This window comes from Streptomyces sp. NBC_00503, from assembly GCF_036346895.1.
Taxonomy (GTDB): domain Bacteria; phylum Actinomycetota; class Actinomycetes; order Streptomycetales; family Streptomycetaceae; genus Streptomyces.
Genome location: NZ_CP107855.1, coordinates 924,719 through 938,109, shown reverse-complemented (window position 1 = coordinate 938,109; position 13,391 = coordinate 924,719). Strand labels below are relative to the sequence as shown.

The following is a 13,391-nucleotide window of genomic DNA, read 5'->3' as shown; positions in this document are numbered from 1 at the left end:
GGTATGACGCAAGTGCGGAAGAACACGGTCGACGGACTGGTCCACGACAGCGCCCGACGCGTCCCCGACCGGACGGCCGTCCGCTACCGCGAGCGGACCTGGACCTACGCGGAACTCGACGCGGCCGTCTCCACGGGCGCCGCCGTGCTGCGCGGCCGGTACGGACTGGCCGAGGGGGACCGGGTCGCGACCTTCGCGCACAACTCCGACGCCTACCTCCTCGCCTTCCTCGCCTGCGCGCGGGCCGGGCTCGTCCACGTCCCGGTCAACCAGAACCTCACCGGCCAGGACCTCGCGTACATCCTGGAGAACTCCGCGAGCTCGCTCGTCCTCGCCGACCCGGACCTCGCCGGGCGGGTCCCCGCCGGGTTCGCCGTACGGCCGCTGCGCGACGCACCCGGCTCCTTCCTCGGAGAGCTGGCCGAACCGGCGCCTTACGCCCGGAGCGAGGACCCGTCGCTGTTGGCGCAGCTGCTCTACACCTCCGGGACGACCGCCCTGCCCAAGGGCGCGATGATGACGCACGAGGCGCTCTGCCACGAGTACGAGAGCGCCATCGGCTCCCTCGACCTGACGGAGGAGGACCGGCCGGTCCACTCCCTGCCGCTGTACCACTCGGCGCAGATGCACGTCTTCCTGCTGCCGTACCTGGCGGTCGGCGCCCGCAACACGGTGGTCGACGCCCCGGTCGCGGCGGAGATCTTCGACCTGGTGGAGGCGGGGGAGGCGGACAGCCTGTTCGCGCCGCCGACCGTGTGGATCGGCCTGGCCAACCACCCGGACTTCGCCGTGCGCGACCTGTCCGCGCTGACCAAGGCGTACTACGGGGCCTCGATCATGCCGGTGCCCGTACTGGAACGGCTGCGCGCGCGGTTGCCCGGACTCGGCTTCTACAACTGCTTCGGCCAGAGCGAGATCGGTCCGCTGGCCACGGTGCTGCGGCCGGAGGAGCACGAGGGGCGGATGGACTCGTGCGGGCGGCCGGTCCGCCACGTGGAGGCCCGGGTCGTCGACGAGGACGGGGCGGACGTGCCGGACGGAACCGCCGGGGAGGTGGTGTACCGGTCCGCGCAGCTGTGCCAGGGCTACTGGAACGACGCGGAGGGGACGAAGAAGGCCTTCCGCGACGGCTGGTTCCGCTCCGGGGACCTCGCGGTCCGGGACGCACAGGGGTACTTCACGGTGGTGGACCGGGTGAAGGACGTCATCAACTCGGGCGGGGTGCTGGTCGCCTCCCGGCAGGTGGAGGACGTGCTGTACACCCACCCGGGCGTGGCCGAGGCGGCCGTGGTGGGCCTGCCGGACGAGCGGTGGATCGAGGCGGTCACGGCGGTGGTGGTCCCGCGGGGCGAGGTGACGGAGGCCGAACTCATGGCTTACGCCCGCGAGGAGCTGGCTCATTTCAAGGCCCCGAAGCGGGTGGTCTTCGTGGACGCCCTGCCGCGCAACGCGAGCGGCAAGATCCTCAAGCGCGAGCTCCGCGACCGCTTCTCGGACCCCGCCTGACGGGCCTTAACCTCGATGCCGTGACCAAGACCTATGTGCTCGACGGTGAACGGATCCGCACGCTGGAGGACTTCTGGCTCATCATCGGTGAGGCGGTGAACGGCCCCGGCGGCTATTTCGGGCGGAACCTCGACTCCTTCAACGACTGTCTGCGCGGCGGGTTCGGAACCCCCGACGACGATGACTTCAAGATCGTGTGGCTCCGACACGAAGTGTCGCGGCGGACGCTCGGACACCCCGAGACGGCTCGCCATCTGGAGGAGGTCCTGGGGCGCTGCCATTCGACGAACCGCCCCCGCGTTGCAGAAGAGCTGGCCGCGGCGCGGCGCGGGCAGGGGCCGACCGTCTTCGACTGGCTCGTCGACATCGCCGAGGGGCAGGCCCCAGGAGTGCTCGAGCTCCGCTGATCCCCGATGCCTACTCCGCGAGGAGGCCGGTGGTGCGGAGGCGGCGGAAGGTGAGGTGTTCGTGGACGAGGCGGCCGACGAGGGCGCCGCCGTACACCACGAAGCCGACGCCGACGAGCCAGGACTGGACGACCAGGAGGGTGCCGAAGGGGCCGTAGGTCACGGCGTTGGAGGCGATCAGGGGGGAGAACACCAGCTGCGAGAAGATCCGCAGGCCCAGCAGGCCGAGGCTGGTGGCCGCCGCTCCCGGGAGCAGCGCGCGCCAGCGGACCCGGCCGCCCAGGAGCATCCACTGGGAGGACCAGAAGAAGAGGCCGGTGCCGATGACATCGCCCGTGGTGCCCAGGATCGTGCCGGGCGCGTCGTCCGAGGGGGAGGGGATGGCGACCAGGAGCGCCAGGTAGCAGACCAGCAGGGCGAGCCAGACGATGTGCCGCCACATGGTGTGCCAGCGGGCCGTGGGCAGGTCCCAGACCTTCTCGTACCCGGTCTGCACCGCGGAGCCGAAGGTCAGGCCGAAGACCGCCAGGGCGGCGAGCCCGAAGGCCGTGGTCCGCTCCAGCGCCTGGTCCGCGGCCCCGAACAGCATCTCGACCCGCTCCCGCGAGTACGCCGTCACCCCCAGCGCCTGGCCGAGCCACCGGCCGAAGCCCGAGCCGCTGCCGGGCGCGGCGGCCGCGACGACGACCAGCAGCGGCACCAGGGTCAGGAAGCCGAGGGCCGCGAAGCCCATCGCCCGGTGCATCAGCTCCATCTCCCGGCCACGGCTCCAGGCCAGCCCGGCCTGGGAGGCCTGGAGCCGGTCGTGGATCAGCCGGAAGTACGTGGTCACGCCTCTTCCCCTACCCGGACCGGCCCGCCGGTTCCCGGCAGGTCCCCCGAAGTGGCCCGAAGGGGTGGATCGGAAGGCCGCCGGTGGCTCCGGAGCCGGCCGCCGGTGGCTCCGGCGCCGCTCCGTGGCCCCGCGGGTGCGGCCCCGCGGGTGCGGGGGGCTCAGCCCTCCCGGAGGTCCACCATGCGCTTGATCTTGCCGACCGAGCGCTCGAGGGTCTCCGGATCCACCACCTCCACCGCGACCGAGACCCCGATGCCCTCCTTGACGGCCCGCACCACGGCGGCGGCCGCGGCCTCCCGCTGACCGGGGTCGCTCTCCCGGCGCGCCTCCACCCGTACCGTCAGGGCGTCCAGTCGGCCCTCCCGGGTCAGGCGGAGCTGGAAGTGCGGAGCGAGGGCCGGTATGCGCAGGAGGACCTCCTCGATCTGGGTCGGGTAGAGGTTCACCCCGCGCAGGATGATCATGTCGTCGCTGCGCCCCGTGATCTTCTCCATCCGGCGGAAGGCGGGCCGGACGGTACCGGGCAGCAGCCGGGTCAGGTCCCGGGTGCGGTAGCGGATGACGGGCATCGCCTCTTTGGTGAGCGAGGTGAAGACCAGCTCCCCGGACTCGCCCTCCGGCAGCACGGCGCCCGTCAGCGGGTCGACCACCTCCGGATAGAAGTGGTCCTCCCATATGTGGAGGCCGTCCTTGGTTTCAGCGAACTCCTGTGCGACCCCCGGACCCATCACCTCGGACAGGCCGTATATGTCCACCGCGTCGATGTCGAGCCGTTCCTCGATCTCGCGGCGCATCTCCTCCGTCCACGGCTCGGCTCCGAAGATCCCCGTCCGGAGCGAGGTGGCGCGCGGGTCGATGCCCTGGCGCTCCATCTCGTCCAGCAGCGTCAGCATGTACGAGGGGGTGACCATGATGACCTCCGGTCGGAAGTCCTGGATCAGCCGGACCTGGCGGTCCGTCATCCCGCCCGAGGCCGGCACGACCGTACAGCCCAGGCGCTCCGCGCCGTAGTGGGCGCCCAGGCCGCCGGTGAACAGGCCGTACCCGTAGGCGATGTGGACCATCTGGCCCGGTCTGCCGCCCGCCGCGCGGATCGAGCGGGCGACGACGTCCGCCCAGGTGGACAGGTCTCCCTCGGTGTAGCCGACGACGGTCGGCCGGCCCGTGGTGCCGCTCGACGCGTGGATGCGGCGCACCTCGGGGCGCGGGACCGCGAACATTCCGAAGGGGTACTGATCGCGCAGATCGCCCTTGGTGGTGAAGGGGAAGAGGGCGAGGTCGGCGAGGGAGCGGCAGTCGTCGGGATGGAGGCCGGCCTTGTCGAAGGCCTGCCGGTAGAAGGGGACGTTGTCGTAGGCCCGCCGCAGGGTCGCCCGCAGCCGTGCCAGCTGGAGCGCGGCCAGCTCGTCCGGCCCCATCCGCTCGCCCGCGTCGATACCGCCGTCCGCGCCGTCGGGCGTCCGTCCGCCGTGGCCCCTCGTGTACGCGTTCATGTGCCGCCCACCCCTTCCGAGTCAACCGACCGATCATTCGGTAGATTGCCGGACCTCGGCGGCCAAATCAATTACTCGAACGGGTGATCGTCTGCTGGGATGATCCCCATGTCGATCTCCAACCATTCCGCCACCCGCTCCACCTGCACCTTCACCACATACGACGGAACCGAACTCGCCTATCACGCACAAGGTGAAGGAGAGCCCCTTGTCTGCCTTCCCGGCGGCGCCATGCGGGCCTCCGCTTACCTCGGCGACCTCGGCGGGCTGTCCGCCGGACGTCGCCTGATCATGCTCGACCTGCGCGGCACCGGGGACTCCGCGATCCCGGCGGACGAGTCGACGTACCGCGTGGACCACCAGGTCGCCGACGTCGAGTCGCTGCGGATCCACCTCGGCCTGGAGAGCATGGACCTGCTGGCCCACTCGGCGAGCGGCAACCTCGCGCTGCTGTACGCGGCCGCGCATCCGCAGCGGCTGAGCAGGCTGGTCATGGTCACTCCGACGGCCTGGGCCGTGGACCTCGTACAGGACCCGCAGGAGCGCATGGAGACTTACCTGCTCAGGGCGGGCAGCGAGCCGTACGCCACGGCCATCGCGGCCTACGGGCGGGTGATCGCGAGCACCGGATCCGGCGGCGCCGTCGACAAGGCCGACTGGGAGGCGTCCATGCCGCTCGCGTACGGGCTCTGGGACGAGACGGCCCGCGCCCACGTGGCCGCGAACGCGCGCCAGCAGAACGCGGAGGCGGCCGCCGCCTACGGTGGCCCGGGCGCCTTCGACCCGCCCGTCACCCGGGCGGGCCTGCGCCGGGTGGCGGGCGAGGTGCTGGTACTGGCCGGGGAGCTCGACGGCAATCCCCGCCCGGCCCTCGCCGCCGGCCTCGCGGAGCTCTTCCCGCACGGCATCACCGATGTCCAGCCGGGTGGCGGCCACTTCCCGTGGCTGGACGACGCGGACTGGTTCTCGGCGCGGATCGAGCGCTTCCTGGACACCGGAGCCTGAGCGCCGACCGCGCCGACCGTTGTTTGGCCGGCGACCGCGCCGACCCGTGCCCGGGCGGCGACCGCCGGGACGGGGGCGTACGGTCGAACCAGGGGCTCCGGTGAAGGGAGGCGGCGGCCGTGTCCGTCATCGACCCCGCGGTAACCGTCCGCCTCGGCGCCCCTGGTGCCCGCCGCCTGGCCGGCCTGCTCTCCGAGGTGGCCCACCTGCTGGAGGACCCCGGCCCGCTCCGCCTCACGGAGGCCCAGTCCGACGTGCTGGGCCAGGGCACGGACCGCCCCGAGCTGGCGGCCTGGACCCGCATGCTCGCGGCCGAACTGCTCAGCCGTCTCCAAGGGTCTTCGTCGGATCCAGGCCCCGGCCGCGCGCCGCACCGGGCGGATGCGGAAGGCCCCGCACCGCGCGGCTCGCGCGATACGGGGCCAGGGCCCAAGGGCTCCGGTCACACCGCTAGTGGGCCGCGTCCGCGTCCGCCTCCGTAGCCACCGACTTCGCCCACCGGTAGTCCGCCTTGCCGCTTGGGGAGCGCTGGATGGCCGGGGTGATGACCAGCTGGCGGGGGATCTTGTAGCCCGCGAGCTTGGTGCGGCAGTGGGCCTGGATCTCGTCCAGTGTCAGGGCGGAGGCGCCCTCGCGGACCTGGACCACCGCGGCCACGTGGCTGCCCCACGTCGGGTCGGCGACCCCGGCGACCAGGGCGTCGTAGACGTCCGGGTGGGACTTGAGCGCCTGCTCGACCTCCTCCGGGTACACCTTCTCGCCGCCCGTGTTGATGCACTGCGAACCGCGGCCGAGGACGGTCACGATGCCCTGCTCGTCCACCGTCGCCATGTCGCCGAGCAGCACCCACCGCTCCGATCCCTTCTGGAAGAAGGTTTCGGCGGTCTTGGCCGGGTCGTTGTAGTAGCCCAGCGGTACGTAGCCGCGCTGCGCGAGCCGCCCGGGTTCGCCGACCGGCACCGGCTCGTGGGTGACCGGGTCCACGACCTGCGTCCGCTCGTTGACCTCCAGCCGGAAGCCCTTCTCGGGGCCGGAGTCGTTGGTGGCGCGGCCGTTCGAGCCGGACTCGGACGAGCCGAAGTTGTTCAGGAGCATCACGTTCGGGACGAGCGCCTGGAACTCGGCGCGCACCGTCTCCGACATGATCGCGCCGGAGGAGGAGACGCTGAAGAGGGAGGAGAGGTCCGTGCCCTTGAGGGGACCGTTCAGGGCGTCGATGAGGGGCCGCAGCATCGCGTCGCCCACCAGCGAGACGCTGGAGACCTTCTCCTTCTCTATGGTGCGCAGCACCTCCTCGGGCGCGTACTTGCGGTGGATGACCACCCGCTGCCCGTAGTTGAAGGCGATGAACGAGGTCAGGGTGGAGGTGCCGTGCATCAGCGGGGGTGCGGGGAAGAAGGTCAGACCGGCGCCCTTCGACGCCACCCGCTCCGCCAGCTCCTCGGGCCGCTTCACGGGTTCGCCGGAGGGCTCCCCGCCGAAGAGGCCGGCGAAGAAGAGGTCCTCGGCGCGCCACATGACGCCCTTGGGCATGCCGGTCGTACCGCCGGTGTAGATGATGAACAGGTCATCGGGGGAACGGGGCGGGAAACCGCGCCCGGGAGAGCCGGCGGCCTCCGCGTCCGCGTACGCGACCGGTGCGATCGAGGGCTCCGGAGCACCCTCGGGGGTCGGCCCGACCCGGATGAGGTGGCGGAGCTTCGTCGTCTGCGGCAGCGCCGCCGCGACCCGCTCGGTGAACTCGCCCTCGAAGACGAGCGCCGCCAGATCGGCGTCGTTGTAGAGGTAGACGAGCTCCTCCTCCACGTACCGGTAGTTCACGTTCACCGGCACCAGACGGGCCTTCAGGCAGGCGATGACGGTCTGGAGGTACTCGATGCCGTTGTAGAGGTGCAGGCCCAGGTGCTCACCGGCCTTCAGGCCGCTGTCCAGCAGATGGTGCGCGATGCGGTTCGACGCCGCGTCCAGCTCCGCGTACGTGAGGCGGCGCTCGGCGCCGGTCCCGGGGTGGTCCACGTACACGAGGGCCTCGCGGTCCGGGACCACGTCCACGACCGACTCGAACAGGTCGGCAATGTTGTACTCCACCGGTCCTCCTGACCCAGAAAATCCCATGGCTGGTCTGCTCGGCGGTCATTAGAGCGTCGCCAACCCCAACTGGGAAGGGGACCGCCCAATAAATCTGACTGGGTGTCAGAAAACTATTGAACTGCACTCGCCCCTCCTGCAACCTGTTCTAGGTCTTGAGACGGGAGGACGGCAATGGGTGGGACAGAACACCTGACCGTGGAACGCCACGGCGCCACGCTGGTGCTCACCATGAACAGGCCAGAAGCGAAGAACGCGCTTTCGCTGCCGCTGTTGGTGGGGCTCTACGACGGCTGGCTGGAGGCGGACGCGGACGACACGATCCGCTCGGTGGTGCTGACGGGCGCCGGCGGCGACTTCTGCGCCGGAATGGACCTGAAGGCGCTGGCCGGCAAGGGCATGGCGGGCGACCACTACCGGGACCGGCTCAAGGCCGACCCGGACCTGCACTGGAAGGCGATGCTCCGCCACCACCGCCCCCGCAAGCCGGTCATCGCGGCGGTCGAGGGCTACTGCGTGGCCGGCGGGACGGAGATCCTGCAGGGCACCGACATCCGGGTGGCGGGGGAGGGTGCGACCTTCGGCCTGTTCGAGGTCAAGCGCGGACTCTTCCCGATCGGCGGCTCGACGGTGCGGCTGCCCCGGCAGATCCCGCGCACGCACGCGCTGGAGATGCTGCTGACCGGGAGGCCCTACGCGGCCGACGAGGCGGCGCGGATCGGGCTCATCGGGCGGGTGGTGCCGGACGGCACGGCGCTTGCGGCTGCGCTGGAGATCGCGGAGAAGATCAACGCGTGCGGGCCGTTGGCGGTGGAGGCGGTGAAGGCCTCCGTCTACGAGACCGCCGAGATGACGGAGACCGAGGGGCTGGCCGCCGAGCTCCGCCGGGGGTGGCCGATCTTCGACACCGCGGACGCCAAGGAGGGGGCGCGGGCCTTCGCCGAGAAGCGGGCCGCGGTGTATCGGCGGGAGTAGACGACCGCCGTGCCGGTGCCGTGCCCGGTGGTGCCGGGTCCGTGCGCCGGTGCCGGGGGCCGGCCCCCGGACCCCCGCGCCTCAAACGCCGGCGGGGCTGACTTTGCCCCGCCCGAACATCGGAGACCAACCCATGACAGCCCCCTCGCCACCCGAGATCCTCCGCGCGCCCCTCGTCGTCGAGTTCCCCTTCACCCGGTCCCTCGGGCTCGTGCAGAGCGCCTTCCTGACCGGGCTGCGCGAAGGCGTCGTGCTCGGGGTCACCACCGCCGACGGCAAGGTGATGGTGCCGCCCGTGGAGTACGACCCCGTCACCGCCGAGGAGATCCGCGACCTGGTCGAGGTGGGCGTCACCGGGACCGTGACCACCTGGGCCTGGAACGGCTCCCCGCGCCGGAGCCAGCCCCTGGCCACCCCCTTCGCCTGGGTCCTGGTGCGCCTCGACGGCGCCGACACCGCGATGCTCCACGCCCTCGACGTGCCCGGCCCCGAGGCCGTGCACACCGGCATGCGGGTCCGGGTGCGGTGGGCCGCGGAGCGGACCGGGGCGATCACCGACATCGCCTGCTTCGAGCCCGCGCAGCCCGGGGACGGGGACGAGACGGCGCAAGCCGCCCCGCACGACGGGGAGTTCGCGGACGCCGTCACCGGCATCGTCGCCGAGGCCCGGCTGGACTACACCTACAGCCCCGGCCGTGCGCAGACCGCGTACATCGCCGGACTCTCCGAGCAGAAGACCATCGGCGAGCGCTGCCCCTCCTGCCACAAGGTGTACGTGCCCCCGCGCGGCGCCTGCCCCACCTGCGGGGTCGCCACCACCGACCGGGTCGAGGTCGGCCCGGCGGGCACGGTGACGACGTACTGCATCGTCAACATCAAGGCCAAGAACCTCGACATCGAAGTCCCCTACGTCTACGCCCACATCGCCCTCGACGGCGCCGGCCTCGCCCTGCACGGCCGGATCGGCGGGATCCCGTACGACCAGGTCCGCATGGGCCTGCGCGTGGAACCCGTATGGACCGAAGGCGGCCGCTACCCCGACCACTACCGCCCCACCGGAGAGCCGGACGCGGACTACGACGTCTACAAGGAGCTCATCTGATGCCGGACACGACCAGGCACGCGCGCGAGGTCGCCGTCGTGGCCTTCGCGCAGAGCGACCACCGGCGCCGCACCGACGAGCTCAGCGAAGTCGAGATGGTCATGCCGGTCCTGCACCAGGTGCTGGCCCAGACCGGCCTGAAGGCGGGCGAGATCGGCTTCACCTGCTCCGGTTCCAGCGACTACCTCGCGGGCCGGGCCTTCTCCTTCACCATGACCCTCGACGGGGTCGGCGCCTGGCCGCCGATCTCCGAGTCCCACGTGGAGATGGACGGGGCCTGGGCCCTCTACGAGGCCTGGGTCAAGATCCAGACCGGCGAGGCCGACACCGCGCTCGTGTACTCGTACGGGAAGTCCTCCCCGGGCTCGGTGCGCGACGTCCTGACCCGCCAGCTCGACCCGTACTACGTGGCTCCGCTCTGGCCCGACTCCGTGGCCCTGGCCGCCCTCCAGGCGCAGGCGCTCATCGACTCCGGGGAGACCGACGAAGCCGCGCTCGCAGCCATCGGCGCCCGCAACCGGGCCTCCGCGAGCTCCAACCCCTACGCCCAGCTCAGCGGGGCCGTCCCGCAGGGCGACTACCAGGTGGCCCCGCTGCGCACCGGCGACTGCCCGCCCATCGGCGACGGCGCCGCAGCCGTCATCCTGGCCGCCGGGGACGTAGCGCGGCGGCTCTGCGAACGGCCCGCCTGGATCACCGGCATCGACCACCGCATCGAGGCGCACAGCCTGGGGCTGCGCGACCTCACCGACTCCCCGTCCACACGGATCGCCGCCGAGCGCGCGGGCGTCTTCGAGGGCCCGGTGGACACCGCCGAACTGCACGCGCCGTTCTCCTCCCAGGAGGTCGTGCTGCGCAAGGCCCTGGGACTGGGCGATTCCGTGAGCGTCAACCCGTCCGGCGGGGCGCTCGCCGCCAATCCGGTCATGGCCGCGGGCCTGATCCGGATCGGTGAGGCGGCGGCCCGCATCCACCGCGGCGAGTCCGACCGTGCCGTCGCGCACGCCACCTCCGGCCCCTGCCTCCAGCAGAACCTGGTCGCCGTCCTGGAAGGGGACCGAGCATGAGCACATCGGGTGCATCGGGCAAGGAGCCGGTGGCCGTCGTCGGCATCGGCCAGACCAAGCACGTCGCCGCCCGCCACGACGTCTCCATCGCGGGGCTGGTGCGCGAGGCTGCCGCCCGCGCGCTCGCGGACGCCGAGCTGACCTGGGCGGACATCGACGCGGTCGTCATCGGCAAGGCCCCCGACTTCTTCGAGGGCGTGATGATGCCGGAGCTGTACCTGGCCGACGCCCTCGGCGCGGTCGGCAAGCCCATGCTGCGCGTGCACACGGCCGGTTCGGTGGGCGGCTCCACGGCGCTCGTCGCCTCCAACCTGGTGGCCGCCCGCGTCCACCGCACGGTGCTGACCCTCGCCTTCGAGAAGCAGTCCGAGTCCAACGCGATGTGGGGGCTCTCGCTGCCCGTCCCCTTCCAGCAGCCGCTGCTGGCCGGGGCCGGCGGGTTCTTCGCCCCGCACGTGCGCGCGTACATGCGGCGGACCGGCGCCCCCGACACGGTGGGTTCCCTCGTCGCGTACAAGGACCGCCGCAACGCGCTGAAGAACCCGTACGCGCACCTGCACGAGCACGACATCACCCTGGAGAAGGTCCAGGCCTCGCCGATGCTGTGGGACCCGATCCGCTACTCCGAGACCTGCCCGTCCTCCGACGGAGCCTGCGCGATGATCCTCACCGACCGGGCGGGCGCGGCCCGTTCGCCGAAGCCGCCGGCCTGGGTGCACGGAGGGGCGATGCGCAGCGAGCCGACCCTCTTCGCGGGCAAGGACTTCGTGTCCCCGCAGGCGGGCAAGGACTGCGCGGCCGACGTCTACCGGCAGGCCGGGATCACCGATCCGCGCCGGGAGATCGACGCGGTGGAGATGTACGTGCCCTTCTCCTGGTACGAGCCGATGTGGCTGGAGAACCTCGGTTTCGCCGAGGAGGGTGAGGGCTGGAAGCTCACGGAGGCCGGGGTCACCGAACTCGACGGAGACCTTCCGGTCAATCCGTCGGGCGGCGTCCTGTCCACCAACCCGATCGGCGCCTCCGGCATGATCCGCTTCGCGGAGGCGGCCCTCCAGGTGCGCGGCCAGGCCGGGGAGCACCAAGTCCCGGACGCGCGGCGGGCGATGGGGCACGCGTACGGAGGCGGGGCGCAGTTCTTCTCAATGTGGCTGGTCGGAGCCGAGCCGCCGGCCTCCTGACCGGCCTCCTGACACGCTTCCTGACCGGACGCGGACCGGATACCGACCGGACACCGACCGGAATTCCGTTTCCGGAAAGGGTGCCGCACCGGCCACGAGTGACGCACCGTGGCCTGTGCGGCACGCCGTGCGATGGCTAACCTGGCCCCGGGACGACGTACCGGGAGGAGCACGCACGTGGCAGAGAGCATGACTTCGCAGGCGCCGGCCGGCTGGAGCAAGCCGGACCTCGATCTGACCGAGGCGGACTGGCAGTCGAGCAGCCGGGGGGCGGGTGACGTCCAGATCGCCTTCGTGGAGGGGTTCATCGCCATGCGCAACGGCGACCGCCCCGAAAGCCCCTCGCTGATCTTCGCGCCGGACGAGTGGCGCAAGTTCGTCCTGAACGCGCGGGGCGGGGAGTTCGACCTGACGTAGCGGCACCAGGCGATCCGGCCCGGCAGCCCCTCCTGTTCCGTCGAGGGGCGGCCGGGCCGTTCGGCGCCCTCCTGCCGGTCCGCCGCCGAACCGCCGCCGGAAGCCCGGATATCCACGTGCCTCCCAGCGGCCGAACCGGCATCATGGCCGGCATGACGATCACCCGCCGAAAGGGCCGTGCCGCGTAACCGGCCGGGCGCGCTGCGCGCCGCACGAGGACGGTTCGAAGGCCGTCGTCCACCCGCCTGGGCACGCAAGCTGCCGCCCGTCGACCGGATGTCCGCCGCCGCGAGCGCGGAGGTGCACTGGGTCGAGCATCTCGGCGTCGGGCATCACGGCCTGGAACACGAGGGCAGGCTCGCGGGCCTCCTGCGCTCCTACCGCGCGTTCCTGGCCCGGCCCGGCGGCCGGCTGCGGCTGACCCCCTCCTCGTGCCTCTCCTGTCCGAGTTGCGCGCTCGACGACGTCGCCGAAGTCCGCGACGCGATCGCCGAGAGCTACCGGACCCTGCCACCCCTGGCCCGGTCCGCGCTCGGCCGTCTCCTGCGTGACCTGGACGCCGAATTCCGGCGCCGGACCTTCCCCGACCCGGATCCGCCGGCTGCCCACTGGGCCTACTGGTTCGAGTACGTCGACGACTGGGCGGAGTGGGGCGGCGTCCCGCTCGCGTGGTGGCACCGCCGCCTCTACGAGGGCATGTGACCGGGCTCAAGGATCGGGCCCGGTGCCCGGGGCCCGGTGCTCGGGGCTCCGTCGAACGCCCCTGGCGATGCCGGTGGCGATCCGGTCATATCGGGATGATCGGTAAGGTGGCCGCATGAGTGGAGAGAGCGACCTGCGGAAACTGCTGAGCGGAATGCGGCCGGAGCTGAACGACGGGCTGTACGTGTTCTGCACCATCCCCGGAGACACCGACCCGGAGGCCCTCGCCGGGCTCACCCCCGTCGCCTCCATCCTGGAACCCGAGGGGCTCACCCTCGTCCTGGGGCAGGAGGAGGCCGACGCGGCCGGGCTGCCCTACGAGTACACCGCCGGGTGGATCACCCTGCGCGTCCACTCCGCGCTCGACGCCGTCGGCCTCACCGCGGCCTTCGCCACCGAACTCGGCGCGCACGGCCTGAGCTGCAACGTCATCGCCGGCTACCACCACGACCACCTCTTCGTCGCCGCCGACCGGGCCGCCGAGGCCGTGGCCGTCCTGGAGGCGCTCGCGGCCCGCTCCGCAGAGGGCTGAGCCCGCCGGGAGGGGCCGCGGGAACCCCTCCGGACGGCCGCTGAAAAGAAGATCAGCATGATTTTCCGCGCCGGGCTTCCC

At 71.9% G+C, this 13,391-nt stretch carries 14 protein-coding genes; 11 read left to right on the top strand and 3 right to left on the bottom strand.

Going from position 1 to position 13,391, the window contains the following annotated elements:
* The first annotated feature begins 3 nt into the window (after window positions 1-3).
* Entirely contained in the window at window positions 4-1,506 is a 1,503-nt protein-coding gene (locus OG490_RS04410; RefSeq protein WP_330294962.1) for a fatty acyl-CoA synthetase, read from the top strand.
* 20 nt (window positions 1,507-1,526) lie between these two features.
* The gene (locus tag OG490_RS04405; protein ID WP_330294961.1) at window positions 1,527-1,913 is read left to right on the top strand and encodes a barstar family protein; all 387 of its coding nucleotides are present in this window, start codon (window positions 1,527-1,529) and stop codon (window positions 1,911-1,913) included.
* 10 nt (window positions 1,914-1,923) lie between these two features.
* On the opposite strand, the gene OG490_RS04400 is transcribed toward OG490_RS04405, so the two are convergent.
* Window positions 1,924-2,667, bottom strand: coding sequence for a YhjD/YihY/BrkB family envelope integrity protein (locus tag OG490_RS04400; protein ID WP_443065929.1), 744 nt, complete (start codon window positions 2,665-2,667; stop codon window positions 1,924-1,926).
* A gap of 239 nt (window positions 2,668-2,906) precedes the next feature.
* A complete protein-coding gene (gene paaK, locus OG490_RS04395) occupies window positions 2,907-4,241 on the bottom strand; it encodes a phenylacetate--CoA ligase PaaK (protein WP_330294959.1) in 1,335 nt (444 codons plus the stop codon).
* A 108-nt stretch (window positions 4,242-4,349) separates the two neighbouring features.
* Here paaK and OG490_RS04390 point away from each other — a divergent pair, with 108 nt between their 5' ends.
* Together OG490_RS04390 and OG490_RS04385 are read left to right on the top strand one after the other, a co-directional pair.
* Window positions 4,350-5,246 (top strand): alpha/beta fold hydrolase, encoded by an 897-nt coding sequence (locus OG490_RS04390; RefSeq protein WP_330294958.1) that lies wholly within the window; start codon window positions 4,350-4,352, stop codon window positions 5,244-5,246.
* 119 nt (window positions 5,247-5,365) lie between these two features.
* Window positions 5,366-5,728, top strand: a complete 363-nt coding sequence (locus tag OG490_RS04385) for a hypothetical protein (RefSeq protein WP_330294957.1) — start codon at window positions 5,366-5,368, stop codon at window positions 5,726-5,728.
* On the opposite strand, the gene OG490_RS04380 is transcribed toward OG490_RS04385, so the two are convergent.
* Window positions 5,697-7,334, bottom strand: a complete 1,638-nt coding sequence (locus OG490_RS04380; protein WP_330294956.1) for an acyl-CoA synthetase — start codon at window positions 7,332-7,334, stop codon at window positions 5,697-5,699. The two genes, OG490_RS04385 and OG490_RS04380, sit on opposite strands and share 32 nt — an antisense overlap.
* A 174-nt stretch (window positions 7,335-7,508) precedes the next feature.
* Between OG490_RS04380 and OG490_RS04375 the strand changes: the two genes are divergently transcribed.
* The 7 genes from OG490_RS04375 (at window position 7,509) to OG490_RS04345 (ending at window position 13,310) form a co-directional block, all read left to right on the top strand.
* On the top strand, window positions 7,509-8,309 hold the full coding sequence (locus OG490_RS04375) for a crotonase/enoyl-CoA hydratase family protein (RefSeq protein ID WP_330294955.1): 801 nt from the start codon (window positions 7,509-7,511) through the stop codon (window positions 8,307-8,309).
* Window positions 8,310-8,442: 133 nt separating this feature from the next.
* Window positions 8,443-9,411 carry a Zn-ribbon domain-containing OB-fold protein gene (locus OG490_RS04370; RefSeq protein WP_330294954.1) on the top strand — a complete coding sequence of 323 codons (969 nt, stop codon included), beginning with the start codon at window positions 8,443-8,445 and terminating at the stop codon, window positions 9,409-9,411.
* On the top strand, window positions 9,411-10,478 hold the full coding sequence (locus tag OG490_RS04365) for a thiolase domain-containing protein (protein ID WP_330294953.1): 1,068 nt from the start codon (window positions 9,411-9,413) through the stop codon (window positions 10,476-10,478). Before OG490_RS04370 ends, OG490_RS04365 begins: the two co-directional genes overlap by 1 nt.
* On the top strand, window positions 10,475-11,659 hold the full coding sequence (locus OG490_RS04360; protein WP_330294952.1) for a thiolase domain-containing protein: 1,185 nt from the start codon (window positions 10,475-10,477) through the stop codon (window positions 11,657-11,659). The genes OG490_RS04365 and OG490_RS04360 overlap by 4 nt, the downstream gene beginning before the upstream one ends.
* A 189-nt stretch (window positions 11,660-11,848) precedes the next feature.
* A complete protein-coding gene (locus OG490_RS04355) occupies window positions 11,849-12,076 on the top strand; it encodes a DUF397 domain-containing protein (protein WP_371619550.1) in 228 nt (75 codons plus the stop codon).
* 177 nt (window positions 12,077-12,253) lie between these two features.
* On the top strand, window positions 12,254-12,778 hold the full coding sequence (locus tag OG490_RS04350) for a hypothetical protein (RefSeq protein WP_330294950.1): 525 nt from the start codon (window positions 12,254-12,256) through the stop codon (window positions 12,776-12,778).
* Between the two features lie 115 nt (window positions 12,779-12,893).
* Window positions 12,894-13,310, top strand: coding sequence for an ACT domain-containing protein (locus OG490_RS04345; protein WP_330294949.1), 417 nt, complete (start codon window positions 12,894-12,896; stop codon window positions 13,308-13,310).
* Window positions 13,311-13,391 lie beyond the last annotated feature (81 nt).

Coding starts and splice junctions, on each gene's coding strand:
- OG490_RS04345 (WP_330294949.1), top strand. CDS start 12,894: ATGAGTGGAGAGAGCGACCTGCGGAAACTGCTGAGCGGAATGCGGCCG.
- OG490_RS04355 (WP_371619550.1), top strand. CDS start 11,849: ATGACTTCGCAGGCGCCGGCCGGCTGGAGCAAGCCGGACCTCGATCTG.
- paaK (WP_330294959.1), bottom strand. CDS start 4,241: ATGAACGCGTACACGAGGGGCCACGGCGGACGGACGCCCGACGGCGCG.
- OG490_RS04360 (WP_330294952.1), top strand. CDS start 10,475: ATGAGCACATCGGGTGCATCGGGCAAGGAGCCGGTGGCCGTCGTCGGC.
- OG490_RS04390 (WP_330294958.1), top strand. CDS start 4,350: ATGTCGATCTCCAACCATTCCGCCACCCGCTCCACCTGCACCTTCACC.
- OG490_RS04375 (WP_330294955.1), top strand. CDS start 7,509: ATGGGTGGGACAGAACACCTGACCGTGGAACGCCACGGCGCCACGCTG.
- OG490_RS04365 (WP_330294953.1), top strand. CDS start 9,411: ATGCCGGACACGACCAGGCACGCGCGCGAGGTCGCCGTCGTGGCCTTC.
- OG490_RS04400 (WP_443065929.1), bottom strand. CDS start 2,667: ATGGAGCTGATGCACCGGGCGATGGGCTTCGCGGCCCTCGGCTTCCTG.
- OG490_RS04410 (WP_330294962.1), top strand. CDS start 4: ATGACGCAAGTGCGGAAGAACACGGTCGACGGACTGGTCCACGACAGC.
- OG490_RS04370 (WP_330294954.1), top strand. CDS start 8,443: ATGACAGCCCCCTCGCCACCCGAGATCCTCCGCGCGCCCCTCGTCGTC.